Genomic DNA, 17021 nt, shown 5'->3' on the forward strand with positions numbered 1-17021 from the left:
ACTACATTGAATCTTAGAAAAATTATTGGGATATTTTCCCTTGTGGTGGTAATAGCAGGAACCATTGGGGGCTACATACTGTATAAGCAGATTTTTTCTCCAAATACAAAATTCAGTGAAAACGAAGTTGCTTTATATATACCTACAGGTTCTGATTATGAAGAAGTACAGAACATTATAAGACCATATATTGAAGATATGGATAAGTTCAATTCTGTAGCTAATAAAAAAGAATATCCGCGGTATGTAAAAGCAGGTAAGTTTGTTTTTAAAAAAGGAATGAATAGTAACGACCTTGTTAACTCACTACGTCAGCCGGTGCCTGTTAATATTGCTTTTAATAATCAGGAAACGTTGCAAAGGGCAGTAGGGCGTATATCGCATCAGATAGAACCTGATAGTTTAACCCTTCTTGAAGCTTTTACAGATAAGACTTTTCTTGAAGAAAACGGTTTTAATGATGATAATGTATTAAGTATGTTTATACCTAATACGTATCAGTTTTTCTGGAATACTTCGGCTACGAAGGTGAGAGATAAGATGGCGAAAGAATACAGGAAGTTTTGGAATGAAGACAGGCTGGCGAAAGCCAAAGCGCTTAATCTTACACCGCTGCAAGTGTCTGCACTGGCCTCTATAGTACACAAAGAAACTGTAAAAAAAGATGAAAGGCCAAGAGTTGCAGGCGTTTACCTTAACCGTTTACAGAGAGGAATGAAGCTGGAGGCCGACCCAACAGTTATTTATGCCATGAAAAAACAATCGGGAGATTTTGACCAGGTGATAAAAAGGGTACTTTACAAAGACCTTGTTATAGACTCTCCGTACAACACCTATAAATATGAAGGGCTTCCGCCGGGGCCGATTGCTATGCCCGATATTACGGCTATAGATGCAGTACTAAACCCTGAGAAGCACAATTACATATACTTTTGTGCCAGTGTAACCAACTTTGGTTATCATGAGTTTGCAGTTACTGCTGCACAACACGAGGTAAACCGCCAAAAATATGTGGCATGGGTAAATAAAATGGGTATTAAGCGATAAGTTATTTAAAAATAGTTGAAAAAGAGTAGTGATTCCACTGCTTTTTTTGTTTTAAAATTTTATAAATGCACGCATATAAATCTTCCAAAATTTGACGTTTTCAGTTATTTTTGTAGCGTATAACTTACTTTTTAAACATGATATTGCATTAATAACTACTTTTTTTAAATCGACAAACTGCAAAATTTAACGTTAAAATCATTGCCGAGGCACTTCTTTGTAACTTCCTTTATTTACGGGAGTTACCAAAAATTATCACCATAATCGACATACTTAAGGTTATGTTAAAGTTATGCGTATTGTAACTAATTGTAAATCAACTTAGTATTTTTTTGTATATTTGCCCCGGAAATTTCATCAAGGTGACAGCTTATGAGAAATCAAAATATATGACAAAAAAATGGGCATACTTTTTAGGGTTAACTCTAATTATTACACTTGTAAGCTCGGGCTTTAGGCCGACAGAAGCAAGACAATTTGGAAAAATCGAAGGATTTCACTTAGCTGAAGACGAGATTACCAATTACACAGTACCAACAATTGACGAGACTGCAAAAGTCAATTTTAGCTTTCCTTTTACCGGAAAATCTTATGTAGGTTTTAAACAGGCTATAGCCATTAAAGAATCTCAGGGGCTTTATAAGCTTGTTAACAGATTTGGATATATGGGTAAATACCAATTTGGTAAAAGTGCACTTCGTGCTTTGGGAATTAAAAACACCAAAGAATTTTTAAACAATCCTAAAATGCAGGAAAGAGCTTTTAAAGCACTGCTTGCAAAAAACAAATGGGAACTTCGTAAAGAAATTCACCGTTTTAACGGACATGTTATTAATGGTGTAACTATTACTGAATCTGGACTTTTAGCGGCGGCACATCTTGCAGGAGCTAATTCTGTAAAGAGTTTTTTAAGAACTAACGGTAAAAGAACATTTAGAGATGGTTTTGGCACTTCGTTAAAAAGTTACATTAAAAAATTTGGTGGCTATGATACATCTGGTATTGTTGCACAGCCACAGCCGAAAGTATTATTGTAAAAAAAACAATTTATAAAAAAAAGACCGCCTTGTAAAAGGCGGTCTTTTTTATGCTATCTCAGGCTTTTCAAATAATAATTTTTTTTCTATATCATCTAAATGTTTTTCCTGCTCATCTAGCAGTCGTCCTGTTTTTTTTAGAAAAAATATGTTACTGCTATTCTTTAACTTTACGTAGGTCTTTTCAGAGAGATATAATGAATGTGCTTTTTTAAGCTTTCTCATAAATTGCCCATAAGTCAGGTCAGGTAGAAAATTGTCGTCTAAAGCATCATTAGTAAGTATATATTTGCTGATACTATCCTGAATCTCTAATGATTTTGTGCGTACACGACGGTATTTAGTTAAAAGCAAAAGCTTCTCTTTCTTATACTTAGGCCGTAAAAAGTATAAGAATGCTGCTACTGTAATTGTTGCAGCTATAATAATTTCTGTTGTGTAAGGCATGTTATCTATTGTTGGGATAGCTAAGGTAGTAAAATTTGTTAATTAACTAGGTTATCTAAATAATAAATAATTAATTTTTGTTAAAAAAAGGCTAAATTTAAAGTAATATAAGAATTTTTTTATGAAATTAAACGTTTGTTTTTAATTCAAAATGTATAAATTGTTGCATAATCTTTAAGTGGTATCATGAGTTTTTTTAAGGATGTTTTAAATTTAAAAGAAGGCGAAAACGATAGGGAAAAAACCCTTGAAAGTATTAAAACTAATATATCGTTTAAAGGTGCAAACCTCTGGACCTTAGCCTGTGCTATAATAATTGCTTCTGTGGGGCTTAACGTAAATTCTACCGCTGTAATTATAGGAGCAATGCTTATTTCTCCTTTAATGGGTCCTATTGTGGGGGCAGGTTTTGCATTGGGTGTGTTTGATTTTACGCTTTTAAAAAAATCGTTAAGAAATCTTCTTAACGCTACTTTAGTAAGCCTGATAGTATCTACCCTTTATTTTTTAATTAGTCCTTTTAAGGATGTTCAGTCTGAACTTTTATCCCGCACGTCACCTAATATTTACGACATTTTTATAGCCTTTTTTGGTGGATTGGTTGGTGTTATTGCGGTAACCCGTACAGAGAAGGGAAATCCTATTCCGGGGGTTGCTATAGCAACAGCATTAATGCCTCCGTTATGTACCGCCGGTTATGGCCTTGCAACATTGCAATGGTCGTATTTTTTTGGGGCTGCTTACCTTTACTGTATAAACTGTGTATTTATAGGTATTGCCACATTTATTATAGTGAAATACCTTAAGTATCCTCCTAAGAAACAAGTTGATGAAAAACAGCAGCGTCAGGTTAAAATAATGATATGGGTACTTACTACAGTAATGCTTTTGCCAAGCAGCTATCTGGCATACTCGTTATATATGGAGCAGCAGTTCAGGAAAAATTCTAACATATTCATAGAAAATGAATTTGCCGATAAAGGCTATACCGTAGTGTTTAAAAAGATAAATTTTAAAACGGAACCAAAAACTATTGAGCTTGCAATGCTTAATAAAAGATTTGAAAAAAACGAAATAGCTGACCTTGACAAAAAAATTAATGAAAATCGCTATCTTAAAGGAGCTGATCTGATTATAAGGCAGGATACTACTGATCGACTATCAGCGCTTAAAGGTGATATATTGAGACAGGTTAAAGGCGACGAAAATGAACTTAACCAAAAGGATGTGAAAATTATCCAGCTTGAAAAAGAGCTTGAAAAGAACCACTTTGACAATAAAAAGCTATTAAAAGAAGCCAGGGCAATTTTTCCTGCTATTAATTCACTGTCAGTTTCTAATCATGAGATGGCTACGGGAAAAGACAGTTTATTTACCATAACGGCAGTTATTTACCAAAGCAATAAAAAACTGCCCGATGCAGATAGTAAAAGATTTAAAAACTGGCTCAATGAGCGCCTTTCAGTTAAAAATGTTCAGGTTTTTAACGAAAAAGATTAATGGGCTGCTGCCTCTTTTTTTCTTTTTTTGTTATACAGGCTAAGCAATGTAAATCCTGCAATACCAGATAATACAGAAGCTATAAGTATGGCAAATTTAGCCTCGTTTTGCAATGCCGGAATTTTAAAAGAAAGTAATGCTATAAAAATAGACATTGTAAATCCTATGCCACCCAGCAAGCCTAATCCGGCAACGTGAATCCAGTTGGTTTCATCCGGCAATGATGCAATTTTTAATTTTACTGACAGCCATGACATAAAGAAAATACCAATTGGCTTACCTAAAAATAAACCTAGTAAGATGCCCATGCCAAGGTTACTGGCAAGCCCTTCTACCATACCGCCCTGAAAAGTAATATTTGTATTGGCTATGGCAAAAATGGGCATTATAATAAAGTTTACCGGTGTAGCAAGAGCATGCTCCAGTTTTTCCAGCGGAGATTCTGTATCATCATCGGTTGTAGGGAGTGTAAGTGCTGTTATTACACCCGCTATGGTAGCATGTATGCCTGAATGATGAATAAAATACCACATAACAATACCGGGAATGATGTATAAAAATATATTTTTAACTCCAAACCGGTTAAAGGCTATTTGCAATGCAAACAAACCTCCGGCATATGCCAGATAAATTAAATGCAGTTCTGATGAGTAAAATATGGCAATTACAAGTATTGCCATAAGATCATCTACAATGGCAAGCGCTGCTAAAAATATTTTCAGTCCGGTAGGTACTTTATTTCCCAACAATGATAGTATGCCTAAAGCAAAAGCAATATCTGTTGCCATAGGTATTCCCCAGCCCTTTAATGTGGGCTGCCCGCTATTTACAATGCTGAATATAACAGCCGGAACAATAACACCGCCAATAGCAGCCAATACAGGTAATGAAGCCTGTTTTAATGATGAAAGTTCTCCTTCAACGATTTCCCTTTTTATTTCTAATCCTACCAATAGGAAAAATACAGCCATAAGACCGTCATTTATCCATATTATTACCGGATAATTAAGGTGTAATGCTTTAAAAGAAAATCCTATATCTTCATTTAAAAAACTATCAAATCCTGAAGCAAGACTTGTATTTGCTATAGTTAATGAAAGAGCAACGCACAATAAAAGCAGTATTCCGCCTGAAGAAGATGATTCAGAGAATTTCTTGAATATTTTAAGGTTAATGAGTTTTGCCATATTTGCAAATTTAATAAATACTGCTTGTTGTAAAAACTTACAATAAAGTTAAAGTACTAATTATTTTAAATTGTAACAGTATAAGCCGGATCTTCTATAATATTAATATCTATAACTGCTTCTGCATTTTTAAGCAGCTGCCTGCAATCGGGACTTAGGTGTTTTAAATGTACGGTTTTGCCCGCCTTACTATATTTAGAGGTAATAGTGTTTAATGCTTCTATTGCTGACATATCTGCAACACGACTTTCTTTAAAATCGATCACTATTTCCTGCGGGTCTTTTTCTATTGTAAATTTTTCGTTGAAAACAGAAACAGATCCAAAAAACAGCGGACCGTATATCTCATAATGTTTAACGCCATTTTCGTCTAAATAATGTCTTGCCCTTATACGTTTAGCGCTTTCCCAAGCAAATACCAGAGCAGATATTATTACGCCTATAAGTACAGCAAGTGCAAGGTTATGCAGTAATATTGTAATAAGGGCTACAACTATACCTGTAAAAATGTCCTGTTTAGGCATTTTGTTTATTATTCTGAAACTTGCCCATTCAAACGTGCCTATAGCAACCATTATCATTACCCCTACAAGTGCAGCTATAGGAACCATGCCTATAAGCGGTGCGCCAAATAATATTATAATTAAAATGGTAATAGCGGCAATAATACCCGATAACCGTGCTCTTGAACCTGCTGAAAGATTTACCAGTGTTTGCGCTATCATTGGGCATCCACCCATTCCAAAAAAGAAACCATTGGCAATATTGGCAGTTCCCTGTGCAATACACTCGCGGTTGCTGTTGCCTCGTGTTCCGGTAATTTCGTCAACAAGGTTAAGTGTAAGCAGTCCTTCGGTTAATCCTACTGCGGCCATGATCAATGCATAAGGAAATATGATTTGAAAAGTATCAAGATTAAAGGCAATTTGAGGTACGTGAAAAGGAGGGAAGCCGCCACTTACAGAAGCTATATCCTGAACGGTTTTAGTTTCAATACCAAAGCCTGCCACTACTAAAAACACAACAATTATAGCGACCAGTGAAGCCGGTACTGCTTTTGTAATTTTAGGAAAAAATATAACAATAGCAATGGTTAAGGCAATAAGGCCAAGCATAATATACAATGTGCTGCCGGTTAGCCAGCCACCTGCTGTTTTTAGTTGTTCTAACTGCGACATAAAAATAATAACAGCTAATCCGTTTACAAAGCCATACATAACAGGCTGCGGTACTAAACGGATGAACTTGCCAAATTTAAATACGCCTATAAGTATTTGTATTATTCCTGCCATTGCTACGGCTGCAAATACGTACTCTATACCGTGCGATTTCATAAGGGCTATAAGTACCACTACTGTTGCACCGGCTCCGCCCGATACTAATCCTGGCCTTCCGCCAAGAATTGCGGTTATAAGCCCCATTGTAAACGCGGCATAAAGCCCCACAAGGGGTGGGAATCCGGCAAGTATGGCAAATGAAAGTGATTCGGGTATCATGGTCATGGCTACAGTAAGCCCTGCCAAAATTTCGTTTTTATAATTTACTTTTTGTGAAAAATCGAATAGATTGAAAAGTTGTTTCATGAATGTAAAAGGGTTGTAATGTTACCTCGGTTAAAAAATAACACCTGTATGTTTTTGTAAAAAAAATAAAGGGTTTGTTTTCCTGATTTACGGACTGTAAATCAGGGCGGGGTAACTTTTATAAAGTCTGCTGTACTTTTCATAGTGCAAAAATAAGGCTTTATTCTGTAAAAGGCAATCAAAATGAATTGCTTAGAGGTTTAAAAAATCATGAATTTTTTTCTTGTTGAATTGTTATTTATCGTAATATTGCAATATAACAATATATGAAATGGGAGCATCTAAATCAGATCAGTTTACTGAGCATCAAAATAAATTGTCAAACATGGCTAAAGCACTTGGTCATCCTGCCCGTATAGCTATTATAGAGTATCTTTTAAAAGTAGATGCCTGTATTTGTGGCGATATAGTAGATGTATTGCCTTTGGCACAGCCAACAGTATCGCAGCATTTAAAAGAATTAAAAAATGCCGGGCTTATAAAAGGAAGTATTGAAGGAACGGCTATTTGTTATTGTATAGATGAAAAAGGATTTGAAATGATACAGTCTTTTTTTAGTCATATTCAGACATCGTTAGAAAATAAGAATAAAAATAATTGTTGCTAAAACATAATAGTATGAGACTATCAGAAATTAAAGAACATCTTGCTACAGCTCAGACTGTAAATTTCAAACTTGAGGATGGTACCTATGTGCCTGAAAATTTTCATGTAACCGAAGTTGGTTTGGTTACTAAAAACTTTATAGACTGCGGTGGGGTGGTAAGAAAAGAGAATACAGCCAACTTTCAGTTGTGGAATGCCGATGATTATGATCATCGTTTAAAACCACAAAAACTTCTGAATATTATAGCATTGTCTGAAAAGATATTGGGAATGGAAGACAGTGAAATAGAAGTGGAGTATCAGCAGGGAACAATAGGTAAGTATGGTCTTGACTTTGATGGTAAAGATTTTATACTGAAAGCAAAACAAACGGCATGCCTTGCCAGCGAAAGCTGTGGGCAGCCTGCACCTAAACAAAAAATTAAGCTAACTGATTTAAGTAAAAATAATGAGCCTTGCTGCAATGTAGAAGGCAACTGTTGTTAACCAAAAATTATAAAATGAAAAACTTACTTGTTTTATGTACCGGCAATAGTTGCCGCAGCCAGATAGCCGAAGGTTATTTAAGACATTTTGCTGATGAAAATATTACTGTTTACAGTGCAGGTGTTGAAACGCATGGGGTAAACCCTAAGGCTATTGCTGTTATGGCAGAAGATGGTATTGATATATCAGGGCATACCTCTAATAATGTGGATGAGTATTATGATGTGAATTTTGACTACATTATTACGGTTTGTGATAATGCCAAAGAAAACTGTCCTTTCTTTCCTTCTAAGGCGGAGCGTTTTCATTATAATTTCCCGGATCCTGCCAAAGCACAGGGTACAGATGAAGAAGTTATGAACGAATTTAGAAGAATAAGGGATATGATTAAGGCTTATAGCCATGATTTTATAAAAGAACATAGTAATGGATAATTGTGCTCCGGTTGTAAACAGAAAACGACTTGGTTTCCTGGATCGTTACCTTACATTGTGGATTTTTACTGCTATGGCACTGGGTGTTTCCATAGGCTATTTTTTTCCTTCATCATCCGGTTTTATAAATTCTTTTTCAAGCGGATCTACCAATATTCCATTGGCTATTGGGTTGATACTTATGATGTATCCTCCGTTGGCAAAGGTGGAGTACGGTAAAATAAAAGAGGTGTTCTCTAATACAAAAGTATTGGGTATGTCGTTGTTTTTAAACTGGATAGTAGGGCCTGTGCTTATGTTTTTTCTTGCTATTCTGTTTTTGTCAGACTATCCGGAATATATGACAGGGCTTATACTTATAGGTTTGGCACGATGCATTGCTATGGTGGTAGTATGGAATGATCTTGCCGATGGTAATCGCGAATATGCAGCCGGACTGATAGCATTAAACAGTATTTTTCAGGTATTGCTGTATAGTGTATATGCTTATGTATTTATTACACTGCTGCCTCCTTTGTTTGGTCTTAAAGGTGCTGTTGTTGATATTAGCATACAAGAAATTGCCAAAAGCGTGGGTATATATTTAGGAATACCTTTTGCTGCCGGGCTTGTGTCGCATTACGCACTCATAAAGTTAAAAGGCAGAGAGTGGTTTACTACTAAGTTTGTTCCGTTTATATCGCCTATAACACTTATAGCATTGTTATTTACTATTGTGGTTATGTTTAGCCTGAAAGGCGAACTTATAGTACAGCTACCTATGGATATTGTAAAAATAGCCATTCCGTTAGTAATTTACTTTGTACTAATGTTTGTAGTGAGTTTTGTTGCCGGTAAAAAAATGGGCGCCGATTATTCTAAAAATACAGCGATAGCTTTTACGGCAACCGGCAATAATTTTGAACTCGCCATTGCTGTAGCAATAGGAGTATTCGGAATTAATAGCGATCATGCCTTTGTTGGGGTTATTGGTCCTTTGGTAGAAGTGCCTGCTTTAATAGCTTTGGTTAATCTTGCTTTTTGGTTTAAAAAGAGATATTATAAAAACACTTAAAAGCACGGCTAACTGAACCTTCTAAAACTTGTGCACAATAAAAATACAAGGTCTGTTGTGAAGATCTACCTTTTCTTTTTTCCATTGGGCAATGGTTTTGGTTTTGATGTATTCGGTAGATAACGTAATATCGCATGCAATGCATAAATGGGTGTTAGGCTGAAGCGTGTTCAGTATATCCTGCATTAGCTTATTGTTACGATATGGTGTTTCAATAAACAGTTGCGACTGGCTTTTGTTTTGCGATAACGACTCAAAGTTTTTTAGTGCGCTTTTCTTGTCAGATTTGTCTATTGGCAAATAGCCGTTAAAGGCAAAGCTTTGTCCATTCATGCCGCTTGCCATAATAGCCAATAAAATGGATGATGGACCAACCAGTGGTACTACCTGAATTCCTTTTTCGTGGGCAATCTTTACGATAGCTGCACCGGGATCGGCAACCCCGGGGCATCCTGCTTCACTCATTAAGCCAACATTTTGTCCGCTAAGGCAGGGCTTAATAAAATCAGGATGTTCAGATGGTTCGGTGTGTTTGTTTAAAACAGAAAGCTTTAGTTCAGGCTGTTTTTTAGTAGGTAGTATTGCTTTTATAAAACGGCGTGCCGTTTTCTCATTCTCTACAATATAATGGTCTATAAACTCAATAGTGCGTGCTATAGTATCAGGAAGTACTTCTTTTGGGTCGGCGTCATCGCCAAGGGGTACCGGTAATAAATATAGTTTGCCTATTTTGTTCATAATGTCTATTTTAAATTTAGTTTACTAATAATTGCAGCCCTGTTTTCAGGTTGCTCGGCACATAATTGTTTTATAGCGCTTAATAGTTTTTCATCATTTACTTTAATATCGCTCACACTTATACTTGCTTTTTGGGCTCTAACTTTACGATTAAAATTTTCTACCCATTTAGGTGCTATTCTCTTTTTTGAAATTTCCGGTTTTAAAGCTAAACAAATGAAAGAATGCGATTTCAGATTTAAACGTGGTGTTCTTACGTGGAATGGATAAACTTTAATTATATCATCCCAAAGAAGAGTTTCAAATTTAAGTCTTCTGTCCCAGATACCTTTATTGTTAATGATTATTTGTGGTCTTCGGTCAAATAAATTACTAAAACCTACCACATAGCCAAGGCTAAAAATTCCAGCAAATAACCAAAATATGAATTTAGGATTGTCACCGCTGAATATAAAATAAATACAAGGAAGTACAAACAGTGATGTTAAGGCAATCATTCGTAACGCTCTCAGCGGCGATTTGTAGAGTATAATTTCACTCATGCCTGTAATCTCTAAGAATGCTCCTTTATAAGTTTTTTGGCTACCAGTTCACAGGCTTCGTCCAGCATATCATAAACTTTATCAAAACCTTCGGGTCCGCCGTAGTAAGGGTCGGGTACATTGATTTTTTCTCCCGGAAAAAGTTCATCCATCATCAGTTTTACTTTGGCTTTCGCCGAAGCATTGGGTGCCAGTTGCTGCACATCTTTAAGGTTAGATGTGTCCATAACATAAATATGGTCAAACTCGGTAAAGTCAGAAACTTTTATTTGGCGTGCCTTCTGACAGCTAATATCGAGTCCGCGGTTTTTTGCAGTAGCAACAGAGCGATGGTCGGGTTGCTGTCCGGCATGCCAGCTTCCTGTTCCTGCAGAATCTACAATAAAATCACCTTGTGGTAATTTAGATTGCAATATGCCTTCAGCCAGGGGAGAACGGCAAATGTTTCCCAGGCAAACCATTAAAATCTTAACGGGCATTATACTGATAGTTTTTTGTTGATATCATCAACAAATTTACGAAACTGTTTATCTGTAGTAACAAGATTGTCAACCGTTTTACAGGCATGCAGTACTGTAGCGTGATCGCGGTCGCCAATTTGCGAACCGATGTTTGCTAACGATGCTTTTGTGAATTTCTTTGCAAAAAACATAGCAAGCTGTCTTGCCTGTACTACGTGGCGTTTTCTGGTTTTAGATTGCAGTGTATCTACATCAAGCTGGAAATAATCCGATACTACTTTTTGTATATAGTCAATAGATATTTCACGCTTAACATTTTTTACAAATTTCTCTACAACCTGCTTAGCCAGTTCAAGGTTTACTTCGAGGTGATTGAAAGATGATTGCGCTATTAATGATATAATGGCACCTTCAAGCTCACGCACGTTGCTTTTAATGTTTTTGGCAACATACTCTACAATTTCGTCAGGCATAACAACGCCGTCACGGTATAGTATGTTGTTCAAGATGGATATCCTTGTTTCATAGTCCGGCTGGTGAAGTTCCGCAGAAAGCCCCCATTTAAATCGGGACAATAAGCGTTGTTCAATATCCTGCATATCTACAGGTGCCTTGTCTGATGTAAGGATAACCTGCTTGCCGTTTTGGTGCAGATGGTTAAAGATGTGGAAGAAAACATCCTGCGTACCAGTTTTTCCCGAAAGGAACTGTACGTCGTCAATGATCAATACATCTATAAGCTGATAGAAATGAATAAAGTCATTTCTTGTATTTCTTTTAACCGAGTCTATATATTGTTGTGTGAATATTTCAGCACTTATATACAGTACGGTTTTTTCAGGATATTTATCTTTTATTTCAATACCAATAGCGTGGGCAAGATGGGTTTTACCAAGACCAACGCCTCCAAAAATCAATAGTGGGTTAAAAGATGTTCCTCCCGGTTTGTTGGCAACAGCCATACCTGCAGAACGTGCAAGCCTGTTAGAGTCGCCTTCAAAAAAGTTGTCAAAGCTGTAATTTGCATTAAGCTGCGATTCAATTTTAAGATTTCTTATACCGGGAATGATGAACGGGTTTTTAAGCTCCGGATTTTTGTTTTGCAAAGGAACATCTACTTCCTGTGGTTTAACAGGCGAACGATGGGCACTTGGCAGCTGCTCTGTAAAAGGCTGCTTATTACCATAAGTGTTTTCCATCTTGATTTTATAAAGTAACTTTGCGCTGTTTCCAAGTTCTTTGGTAAGGGCTACCTTTAACAATTTTACATAGTGCTCCTCAAGCCATTCATAAAAGAATTTACTTGGCACCTGAATGTAAAGTGCGTTATCAGTTAACTCAACTGCTTTGATCGGTTCGAACCAGGTTTTGTATGCCTGATCCTGTATATTGTCTTTTATGAAAACAAGACAGCTTTCCCATACCGATTGCGCAGTTTTAGTCATATATACTGAATATTAGATGTTTATTAATGGTTGTCCTACAAATAGAAGGAGCCTATAGAATGCCCCTGTTTGGGAGAACAAATATGGAAACAAATTTTTGTAAAAAAAAACTATTACCATATTGATTTTATAAAAAAAATATTGTAAGTATTAAAGTAAAGATTTAATAAAAAATTAACAATTTTAAAATATGAATTTTCATGAATTTAAAGTAAGAGTGCGGTATGCCGAAACGGATCAGATGGGTGTTGTATATCACGGCAATTACGCGCAATACTTCGAAATGGGGCGTGTTGAATGGCTTAGAAATCTGGGGGTTAGCTATAAGTCTATGGAAGAGGAGGGAGTTATGCTTCCTGTTGTTTCCTTAACAATGAATTATAAAAAACCTGCACGTTATGATGATTTGTTAACAGTGCGTACCATACTAAAAAAACAGGAGTCGGTTAAGATAGAATTTGACTATGAAATTAAAAATGAAGAAGGAGAGTTATTAACAACGGGCAACTCAATATTGGTATTTGTAAACATGAAAACAGGTCGTCCTTCACTTCCTCCGGAATACATTTTAGAGAAGCTAAAACCTTTAGTTTAGAGTGTTTTTCGTCGGATTTAATTACCGTTCGTCGTAATTATTGGTTGTCTGAAAAATTTGATTGTTGATAGTTATTAGTTGTCGGAAGTTTCACTCCGTTGTAATAAGTTTAGCAATTTTGAAATCCAATAACTGATAACTATTAACCGACAAACAATTCCACTTCATATAAATTTTCAAATGCCTCTAATACCATAGGGGCATTTTTTTTTCGGGTAGAAATTACCATCTCGCAATCCATTTCCATTTTCTGGGAAATAATATCAAGGTTCTTTTCTTTAATAACACGCATCACTTTGTTCATATTCTGGTAGCCGAATTTCAGGGTATAATGCACATCTATAGTTTTCTCTATAATGTCCGAAGCTTCCAGTGCCATTTGTGCAGAAGTTTTATAAGCCGATATAAGCCCGCCTACGCCAAGCTTTACCCCGCCAAAGTATCTAACAGACACGATGAGTACATTGGTTACGCCAAAGCTTTGTATCTGTCCGTAAATAGGCATGCCCGCCGAGTTGTTGGGTTCGCCATCATCGTTAGCGCGGTAGTATATCTTATCTGTACCCAACTGAAAAGCATAACACCAATGGCGCGCCGAGTGGTGTTGTTTTTTTAAGTCTTCAATAATGCTTTTTACCTCCTCTTCATTGTTTATAGGAAACGCATAGCCAAAGAACTTACTGTTCTTTTCTTTAAACAGTGTTTCTTCAGAAGGCGAAGCAAGCGTTTTATATATATCGTTTTCCATAGGGACAGCAAAGGTAGAAAAGTTTCTTTATTGTGAGTTTCGGAATTGCAAAGTCTCAAAGTTGCAAAGTTTGAGTGAAGCTTATTCCCCTCTTGAGAGGGGTTAGGGGTGTGTTTCTATTTTGAGTTAAAGAAAAATGAGTATACTTGTAAGTAAATAATTATATATGATTGATACGACAGGATATGTCTATTTTGCTATTAAAGCCGAAGATAGCGACTTTGACCTCGCACTCTTTAATAGTTTCCTTACGATACAACCAACCCATTACCAAAAGAAATTCGAAAAAGGCAGTGTGCCTGTTTGTACGATATGGGAGTATGGTACAAAAAAGCTTGCAAATCCTTTTTATTTTGAAGCAATAGAGCAATTGATAGATGTGTTAGAAAATCATACGTTGGAATTCTTGCGGCTTAAAAAAGATTACCCTTCAGTAGAGTATGTTTTAGAAGTTGTAATTTATTTAGGTGATGAAACACCTGGACTGAGTTTTAGCAACCGAACCGTAAAGTTTATTAATGATGTTGGAGGAATAATTGATTGCGATATTTATAATTCTAAATAATTGCCATAAGGAATTAATGGTTTATAGTTGAAAAAGAAAATAAGTATACTTGTAGTAAGATAATTCTGTATATGAAAAGTTATATGGTTGGCATAATTATGAAAAAAGTATTTAAAATATTTGTTTTATCTATCCTGCTTATAGTAGCAGCTTTTTTTACGTATATACGATTTGGCGGATATTGGATTGAAAGTAAAAGCGATCGTGATAAAATGATTGATTTTGTAAAAACGGCTCATCCCTTGCCGGATAATTTTATAAATGTATATCGGGATTTATATCCTGAAGCTATAAATAATAATGGATGGAAATATATTTTTAAAAGTGCTGGGTTTGATAAAGCTTTGGAAAGCCCATCAATAAGAACAGTGGAATATTTTGCCATTTCGCGTTTTCATGGCTCGTTCTTTTTTATAGCGCAGCTTAATTTTGTGCTTGAAGACAATGTTACACAGCTGCAATGCCTTAATAGAAATCTTAGTGTGATGGATTTTACCAAAGGAGTGATTGGTATAGAAAATGCATCGAAGCAATACTTTAGTAAGCCTTTAGAAGAATTAAACGAAGATGAGATTTTAGAAATAATTACACGTATTTATAATCCGTCTTTATATAATAAAGAGAGGAGACCTGAAATTTTTCAGAATAAACTTAATGCACTTAAAAATCGGTTGGTAAAGAATAGGTCGAATCGTTAAATGTAATGATGTCTGATACTCGCACCGCCATTGCAGTGCTTTCATTTTGAGCGCAGCGCAGCGAAGTCGAAAAATCTCATATATATAATATGCTTAACGAAACAAACTAGGTACTCTTACAAGCATAAAAACAGAAACGTTTAATTTTGAACACTGAACACTGTTTACACCTCGTCCAGATTAATCACTTTCTTTTCAAACAGATCTACTACGTCTTCGGTTTTAGGGTCAAGGTTCCAAACCTGAAAACCTAAAGCGGCAGCGGCATCAGTGTTGTATTTTTTATCATCTATAACAAGGGTACGTTTCGCCTGAATATCATGTTTGTTCAGTACAAAATTAAAGGCTTCGGCATCGGGTTTGCGATATCCAATTTCGTGCGAAAAATAAACCTTCTCAAAACACTGATAAAAATCCATGTAAAAAGAGGCTTCCACATCGCGTTCAAACTTTTCTATATGTATAGGGTCGGTATTGCTAAGCAGGAACAGGCGGTATTCTTCCGATAGTTTCTGTAAAAATTCGAGGCGGTACAGCGGAAAATCGTCTATGCCGGCATTCCAGGCTGCCTTAATTTCTTTAAGGGTAGCATTAGGAATGTCTTTATGCAGGGCTTTTAAAAAGCCATCGGCAGAAATCTTTCCGGTTTCAAATTTCCTTTCCAGTTTATCATGTTCTTCTGTCCATTCGGCAAGGCCAAGATCGGCAAGTGCCTTGTCTTGTGCTTCTTTATTTTTATTTATGAAGATATCACCAAAATCAAATAGTATTGCGTTCACCATAATTTCTGTAAATTATAAGTTCATCCTCTAAAATTGTTTCCCTGTGCTGTACAGTTGCCTTAAAAACGGGTACAGGTGTGCCTTCTGTAAAAACAGCCTTACCCCTAAAAACTCTTGCTTCGTCCCACAAGCCTGCATCAATAAAGGTCTGTAGGGTTTTACCTCCTCCCTCTATAATAACAGATTGCAGGTTGTGCCTGTATAAAACTGCTGCAATTGTACGCGGCAGGTTTTCATCAAAAGGCACTGTTTCATAAACAAGGGTATCTAAGTTAGGTAAATTGGATTTTTCTGTCAAAACAATTGTCTTTATTTTGTGATTTTTAACAAAATACGAATCGTTTATCTTTCCGGTACGGTCTAAAACTATGCGTACGGGGTTGGTTCCTGTCCAGGTTCTTACGTCCAGTTGAGGGTTGTCATCCAGTATGGTTTGCGTGCCTGCCAGAATAGCCATTTCTTCACTGCGCCATTTGTGTACAAGCTGACGCGAATAAGCATTGGTAATCCAAACCGGACTTTGTTCTGATTTGTGTTTCGGACTCAAAAAGCCATCGGCACTTTCTGCCCATTTTAAAATAATATACGGGCGTTGCTTTTCATGAAACGTAAAAAAGCGTCGGTTAAACTCACGGCATTCGGCTTCAAGAACGCCTACAGTAACATTTTTACCGGCTTCCTGTAGTTTTTTTATACCATTGCCGGCTACCTTTTCGTTAGGATCTACAGTGCCAATAATAATGTTTTGTATTTGCTCATGTATAATCAGGTCGCAGCAGGGCGGTGTTTTGCCATAGTGACTGCATGGTTCTAAGCTAACATATAAAGTAGATAACGGAATGAGATGCCTGTCGGCTTCGGCTACCGAATTAATACAATTTACCTCGCCGTGAGGTCCGCCAAAAGGGGAGGTGTGGCCTTCGCCAATAATACGGTCGTTATATACCAGTATTGCACCTACCGACGGATTAGGCATAGCCTCGCGAAGCCCGTTATGGGCAAGCTCAAGGCAGCGCAGCATATAATGTTCGTGGGATGTTTTCAAATTACAGTGTTGCAAAGTATC

General features: G+C 36.4%; 20 protein-coding genes. 10 read left to right on the plus strand and 10 right to left on the minus strand.

Annotation, left to right across the window (positions count from 1 at the left end; genetic code table 11):
* Positions 1–6: 6 nt before the first annotated feature.
* Both mltG and NHE85_RS09950 read left to right on the plus strand, forming a co-directional pair.
* Positions 7–1047: an endolytic transglycosylase MltG gene (gene mltG / locus NHE85_RS09945; RefSeq protein WP_252811872.1), complete on the plus strand. Its 1041-nt coding sequence runs from the start codon at positions 7–9 to the stop codon at positions 1045–1047.
* A gap of 389 nt (positions 1048–1436) precedes the next feature.
* Entirely contained in the window at positions 1437–2084 is a 648-nt protein-coding gene (locus tag NHE85_RS09950) for a peptidoglycan-binding protein LysM (RefSeq protein WP_252811873.1), read from the plus strand.
* Positions 2085–2132: 48 nt separating this feature from the next.
* On the opposite strand, the gene NHE85_RS09955 is transcribed toward NHE85_RS09950, so the two are convergent.
* On the minus strand, positions 2133–2531 hold the full coding sequence (locus NHE85_RS09955) for a hypothetical protein (RefSeq protein ID WP_252811874.1): 399 nt from the start codon (positions 2529–2531) through the stop codon (positions 2133–2135).
* A gap of 186 nt (positions 2532–2717) precedes the next feature.
* Here NHE85_RS09955 and NHE85_RS09960 point away from each other — a divergent pair, with 186 nt between their 5' ends.
* The gene (locus tag NHE85_RS09960; RefSeq protein ID WP_252811875.1) at positions 2718–4031 is read left to right on the plus strand and encodes a TIGR00341 family protein; all 1314 of its coding nucleotides are present in this window, start codon (positions 2718–2720) and stop codon (positions 4029–4031) included.
* On the opposite strand, the gene nhaA is transcribed toward NHE85_RS09960, so the two are convergent.
* Together nhaA and NHE85_RS09970 are read right to left on the minus strand one after the other, a co-directional pair.
* Positions 4028–5218, minus strand: coding sequence for a Na+/H+ antiporter NhaA (gene nhaA / locus NHE85_RS09965; protein ID WP_252811876.1), 1191 nt, complete (start codon positions 5216–5218; stop codon positions 4028–4030). The genes NHE85_RS09960 and nhaA overlap by 4 nt on opposite strands.
* A 65-nt stretch (positions 5219–5283) precedes the next feature.
* Entirely contained in the window at positions 5284–6801 is a 1518-nt protein-coding gene (locus tag NHE85_RS09970; protein ID WP_252811877.1) for a SulP family inorganic anion transporter, read from the minus strand.
* A 271-nt stretch (positions 6802–7072) separates the two neighbouring features.
* Here NHE85_RS09970 and NHE85_RS09975 point away from each other — a divergent pair, with 271 nt between their 5' ends.
* Genes NHE85_RS09975 through arsB form a run of 4 tightly spaced genes read left to right on the plus strand, consistent with a single transcriptional unit; the run spans position 7073 to position 9381 of the window.
* Positions 7073–7408: a helix-turn-helix transcriptional regulator gene (locus NHE85_RS09975; protein WP_252811878.1), complete on the plus strand. Its 336-nt coding sequence runs from the start codon at positions 7073–7075 to the stop codon at positions 7406–7408.
* 11 nt (positions 7409–7419) lie between these two features.
* On the plus strand, positions 7420–7893 hold the full coding sequence (locus NHE85_RS09980) for a DUF6428 family protein (protein ID WP_252811879.1): 474 nt from the start codon (positions 7420–7422) through the stop codon (positions 7891–7893).
* Positions 7894–7907: 14 nt separating this feature from the next.
* Positions 7908–8327, plus strand: a complete 420-nt coding sequence (locus tag NHE85_RS09985; RefSeq protein WP_252811880.1) for an arsenate reductase ArsC — start codon at positions 7908–7910, stop codon at positions 8325–8327.
* Complete coding sequence (arsB, locus tag NHE85_RS09990) at positions 8320–9381, plus strand: ACR3 family arsenite efflux transporter (RefSeq protein WP_252811881.1); 1062 nt, start codon at positions 8320–8322, stop codon at positions 9379–9381. Before NHE85_RS09985 ends, arsB begins: the two co-directional genes overlap by 8 nt.
* Positions 9382–9402: 21 nt before the next feature.
* Here the strand turns inward: arsB and NHE85_RS09995 are convergent, their stop codons facing one another.
* The 4 genes from NHE85_RS09995 to dnaA are packed head-to-tail and all read right to left on the minus strand — an operon-like array spanning position 9403 to position 12567.
* Positions 9403–10119 carry an SAM-dependent methyltransferase gene (locus NHE85_RS09995; protein ID WP_252811882.1) on the minus strand — a complete coding sequence of 239 codons (717 nt, stop codon included), beginning with the start codon at positions 10117–10119 and terminating at the stop codon, positions 9403–9405.
* A 5-nt stretch (positions 10120–10124) separates the two neighbouring features.
* Positions 10125–10661, minus strand: coding sequence for an STM3941 family protein (locus NHE85_RS10000; protein ID WP_252811883.1), 537 nt, complete (start codon positions 10659–10661; stop codon positions 10125–10127).
* Positions 10662–10672: 11 nt separating this feature from the next.
* Positions 10673–11140: a low molecular weight protein-tyrosine-phosphatase gene (locus tag NHE85_RS10005; RefSeq protein WP_252811884.1), complete on the minus strand. Its 468-nt coding sequence runs from the start codon at positions 11138–11140 to the stop codon at positions 10673–10675.
* Complete coding sequence (gene dnaA, locus NHE85_RS10010) at positions 11140–12567, minus strand: chromosomal replication initiator protein DnaA (protein ID WP_252811885.1); 1428 nt, start codon at positions 12565–12567, stop codon at positions 11140–11142. The genes NHE85_RS10005 and dnaA overlap by 1 nt, the downstream gene beginning before the upstream one ends.
* Before the next feature lie 190 nt (positions 12568–12757).
* Here dnaA and NHE85_RS10015 point away from each other — a divergent pair, with 190 nt between their 5' ends.
* Complete coding sequence (locus NHE85_RS10015) at positions 12758–13162, plus strand: thioesterase family protein (RefSeq protein ID WP_252811886.1); 405 nt, start codon at positions 12758–12760, stop codon at positions 13160–13162.
* Between the two features lie 142 nt (positions 13163–13304).
* Here NHE85_RS10015 and NHE85_RS10020 read toward each other — a convergent pair whose 3' ends face one another.
* A complete protein-coding gene (locus NHE85_RS10020) occupies positions 13305–13910 on the minus strand; it encodes a YigZ family protein (protein WP_252811887.1) in 606 nt (201 codons plus the stop codon).
* Between the two features lie 166 nt (positions 13911–14076).
* On the opposite strand from NHE85_RS10020, the gene NHE85_RS10025 reads away from it, so the two are divergent.
* Positions 14077–14475 (plus strand): DUF4279 domain-containing protein, encoded by a 399-nt coding sequence (locus NHE85_RS10025; RefSeq protein WP_252811888.1) that lies wholly within the window; start codon positions 14077–14079, stop codon positions 14473–14475.
* A gap of 98 nt (positions 14476–14573) precedes the next feature.
* Positions 14574–15173 carry a transglycosylase domain-containing protein gene (locus NHE85_RS10030; RefSeq protein WP_252811889.1) on the plus strand — a complete coding sequence of 200 codons (600 nt, stop codon included), beginning with the start codon at positions 14574–14576 and terminating at the stop codon, positions 15171–15173.
* A 164-nt stretch (positions 15174–15337) separates the two neighbouring features.
* Here the strand turns inward: NHE85_RS10030 and NHE85_RS10035 are convergent, their stop codons facing one another.
* Together NHE85_RS10035 and ribD are read right to left on the minus strand one after the other, a co-directional pair.
* A complete protein-coding gene (locus NHE85_RS10035) occupies positions 15338–15955 on the minus strand; it encodes an HAD-IA family hydrolase (protein ID WP_252811890.1) in 618 nt (205 codons plus the stop codon).
* Positions 15933–17000, minus strand: a complete 1068-nt coding sequence (ribD, locus tag NHE85_RS10040; protein WP_256474564.1) for a bifunctional diaminohydroxyphosphoribosylaminopyrimidine deaminase/5-amino-6-(5-phosphoribosylamino)uracil reductase RibD — start codon at positions 16998–17000, stop codon at positions 15933–15935. The genes NHE85_RS10035 and ribD overlap by 23 nt, the downstream gene beginning before the upstream one ends.
* Positions 17001–17021: the final 21 nt, after the last annotated feature.

Origin of the sequence: Flavobacterium sp. NRK1, from assembly GCF_024054175.1 — a bacterium.
GTDB lineage: Bacteria > Bacteroidota > Bacteroidia > Flavobacteriales > Flavobacteriaceae > Flavobacterium.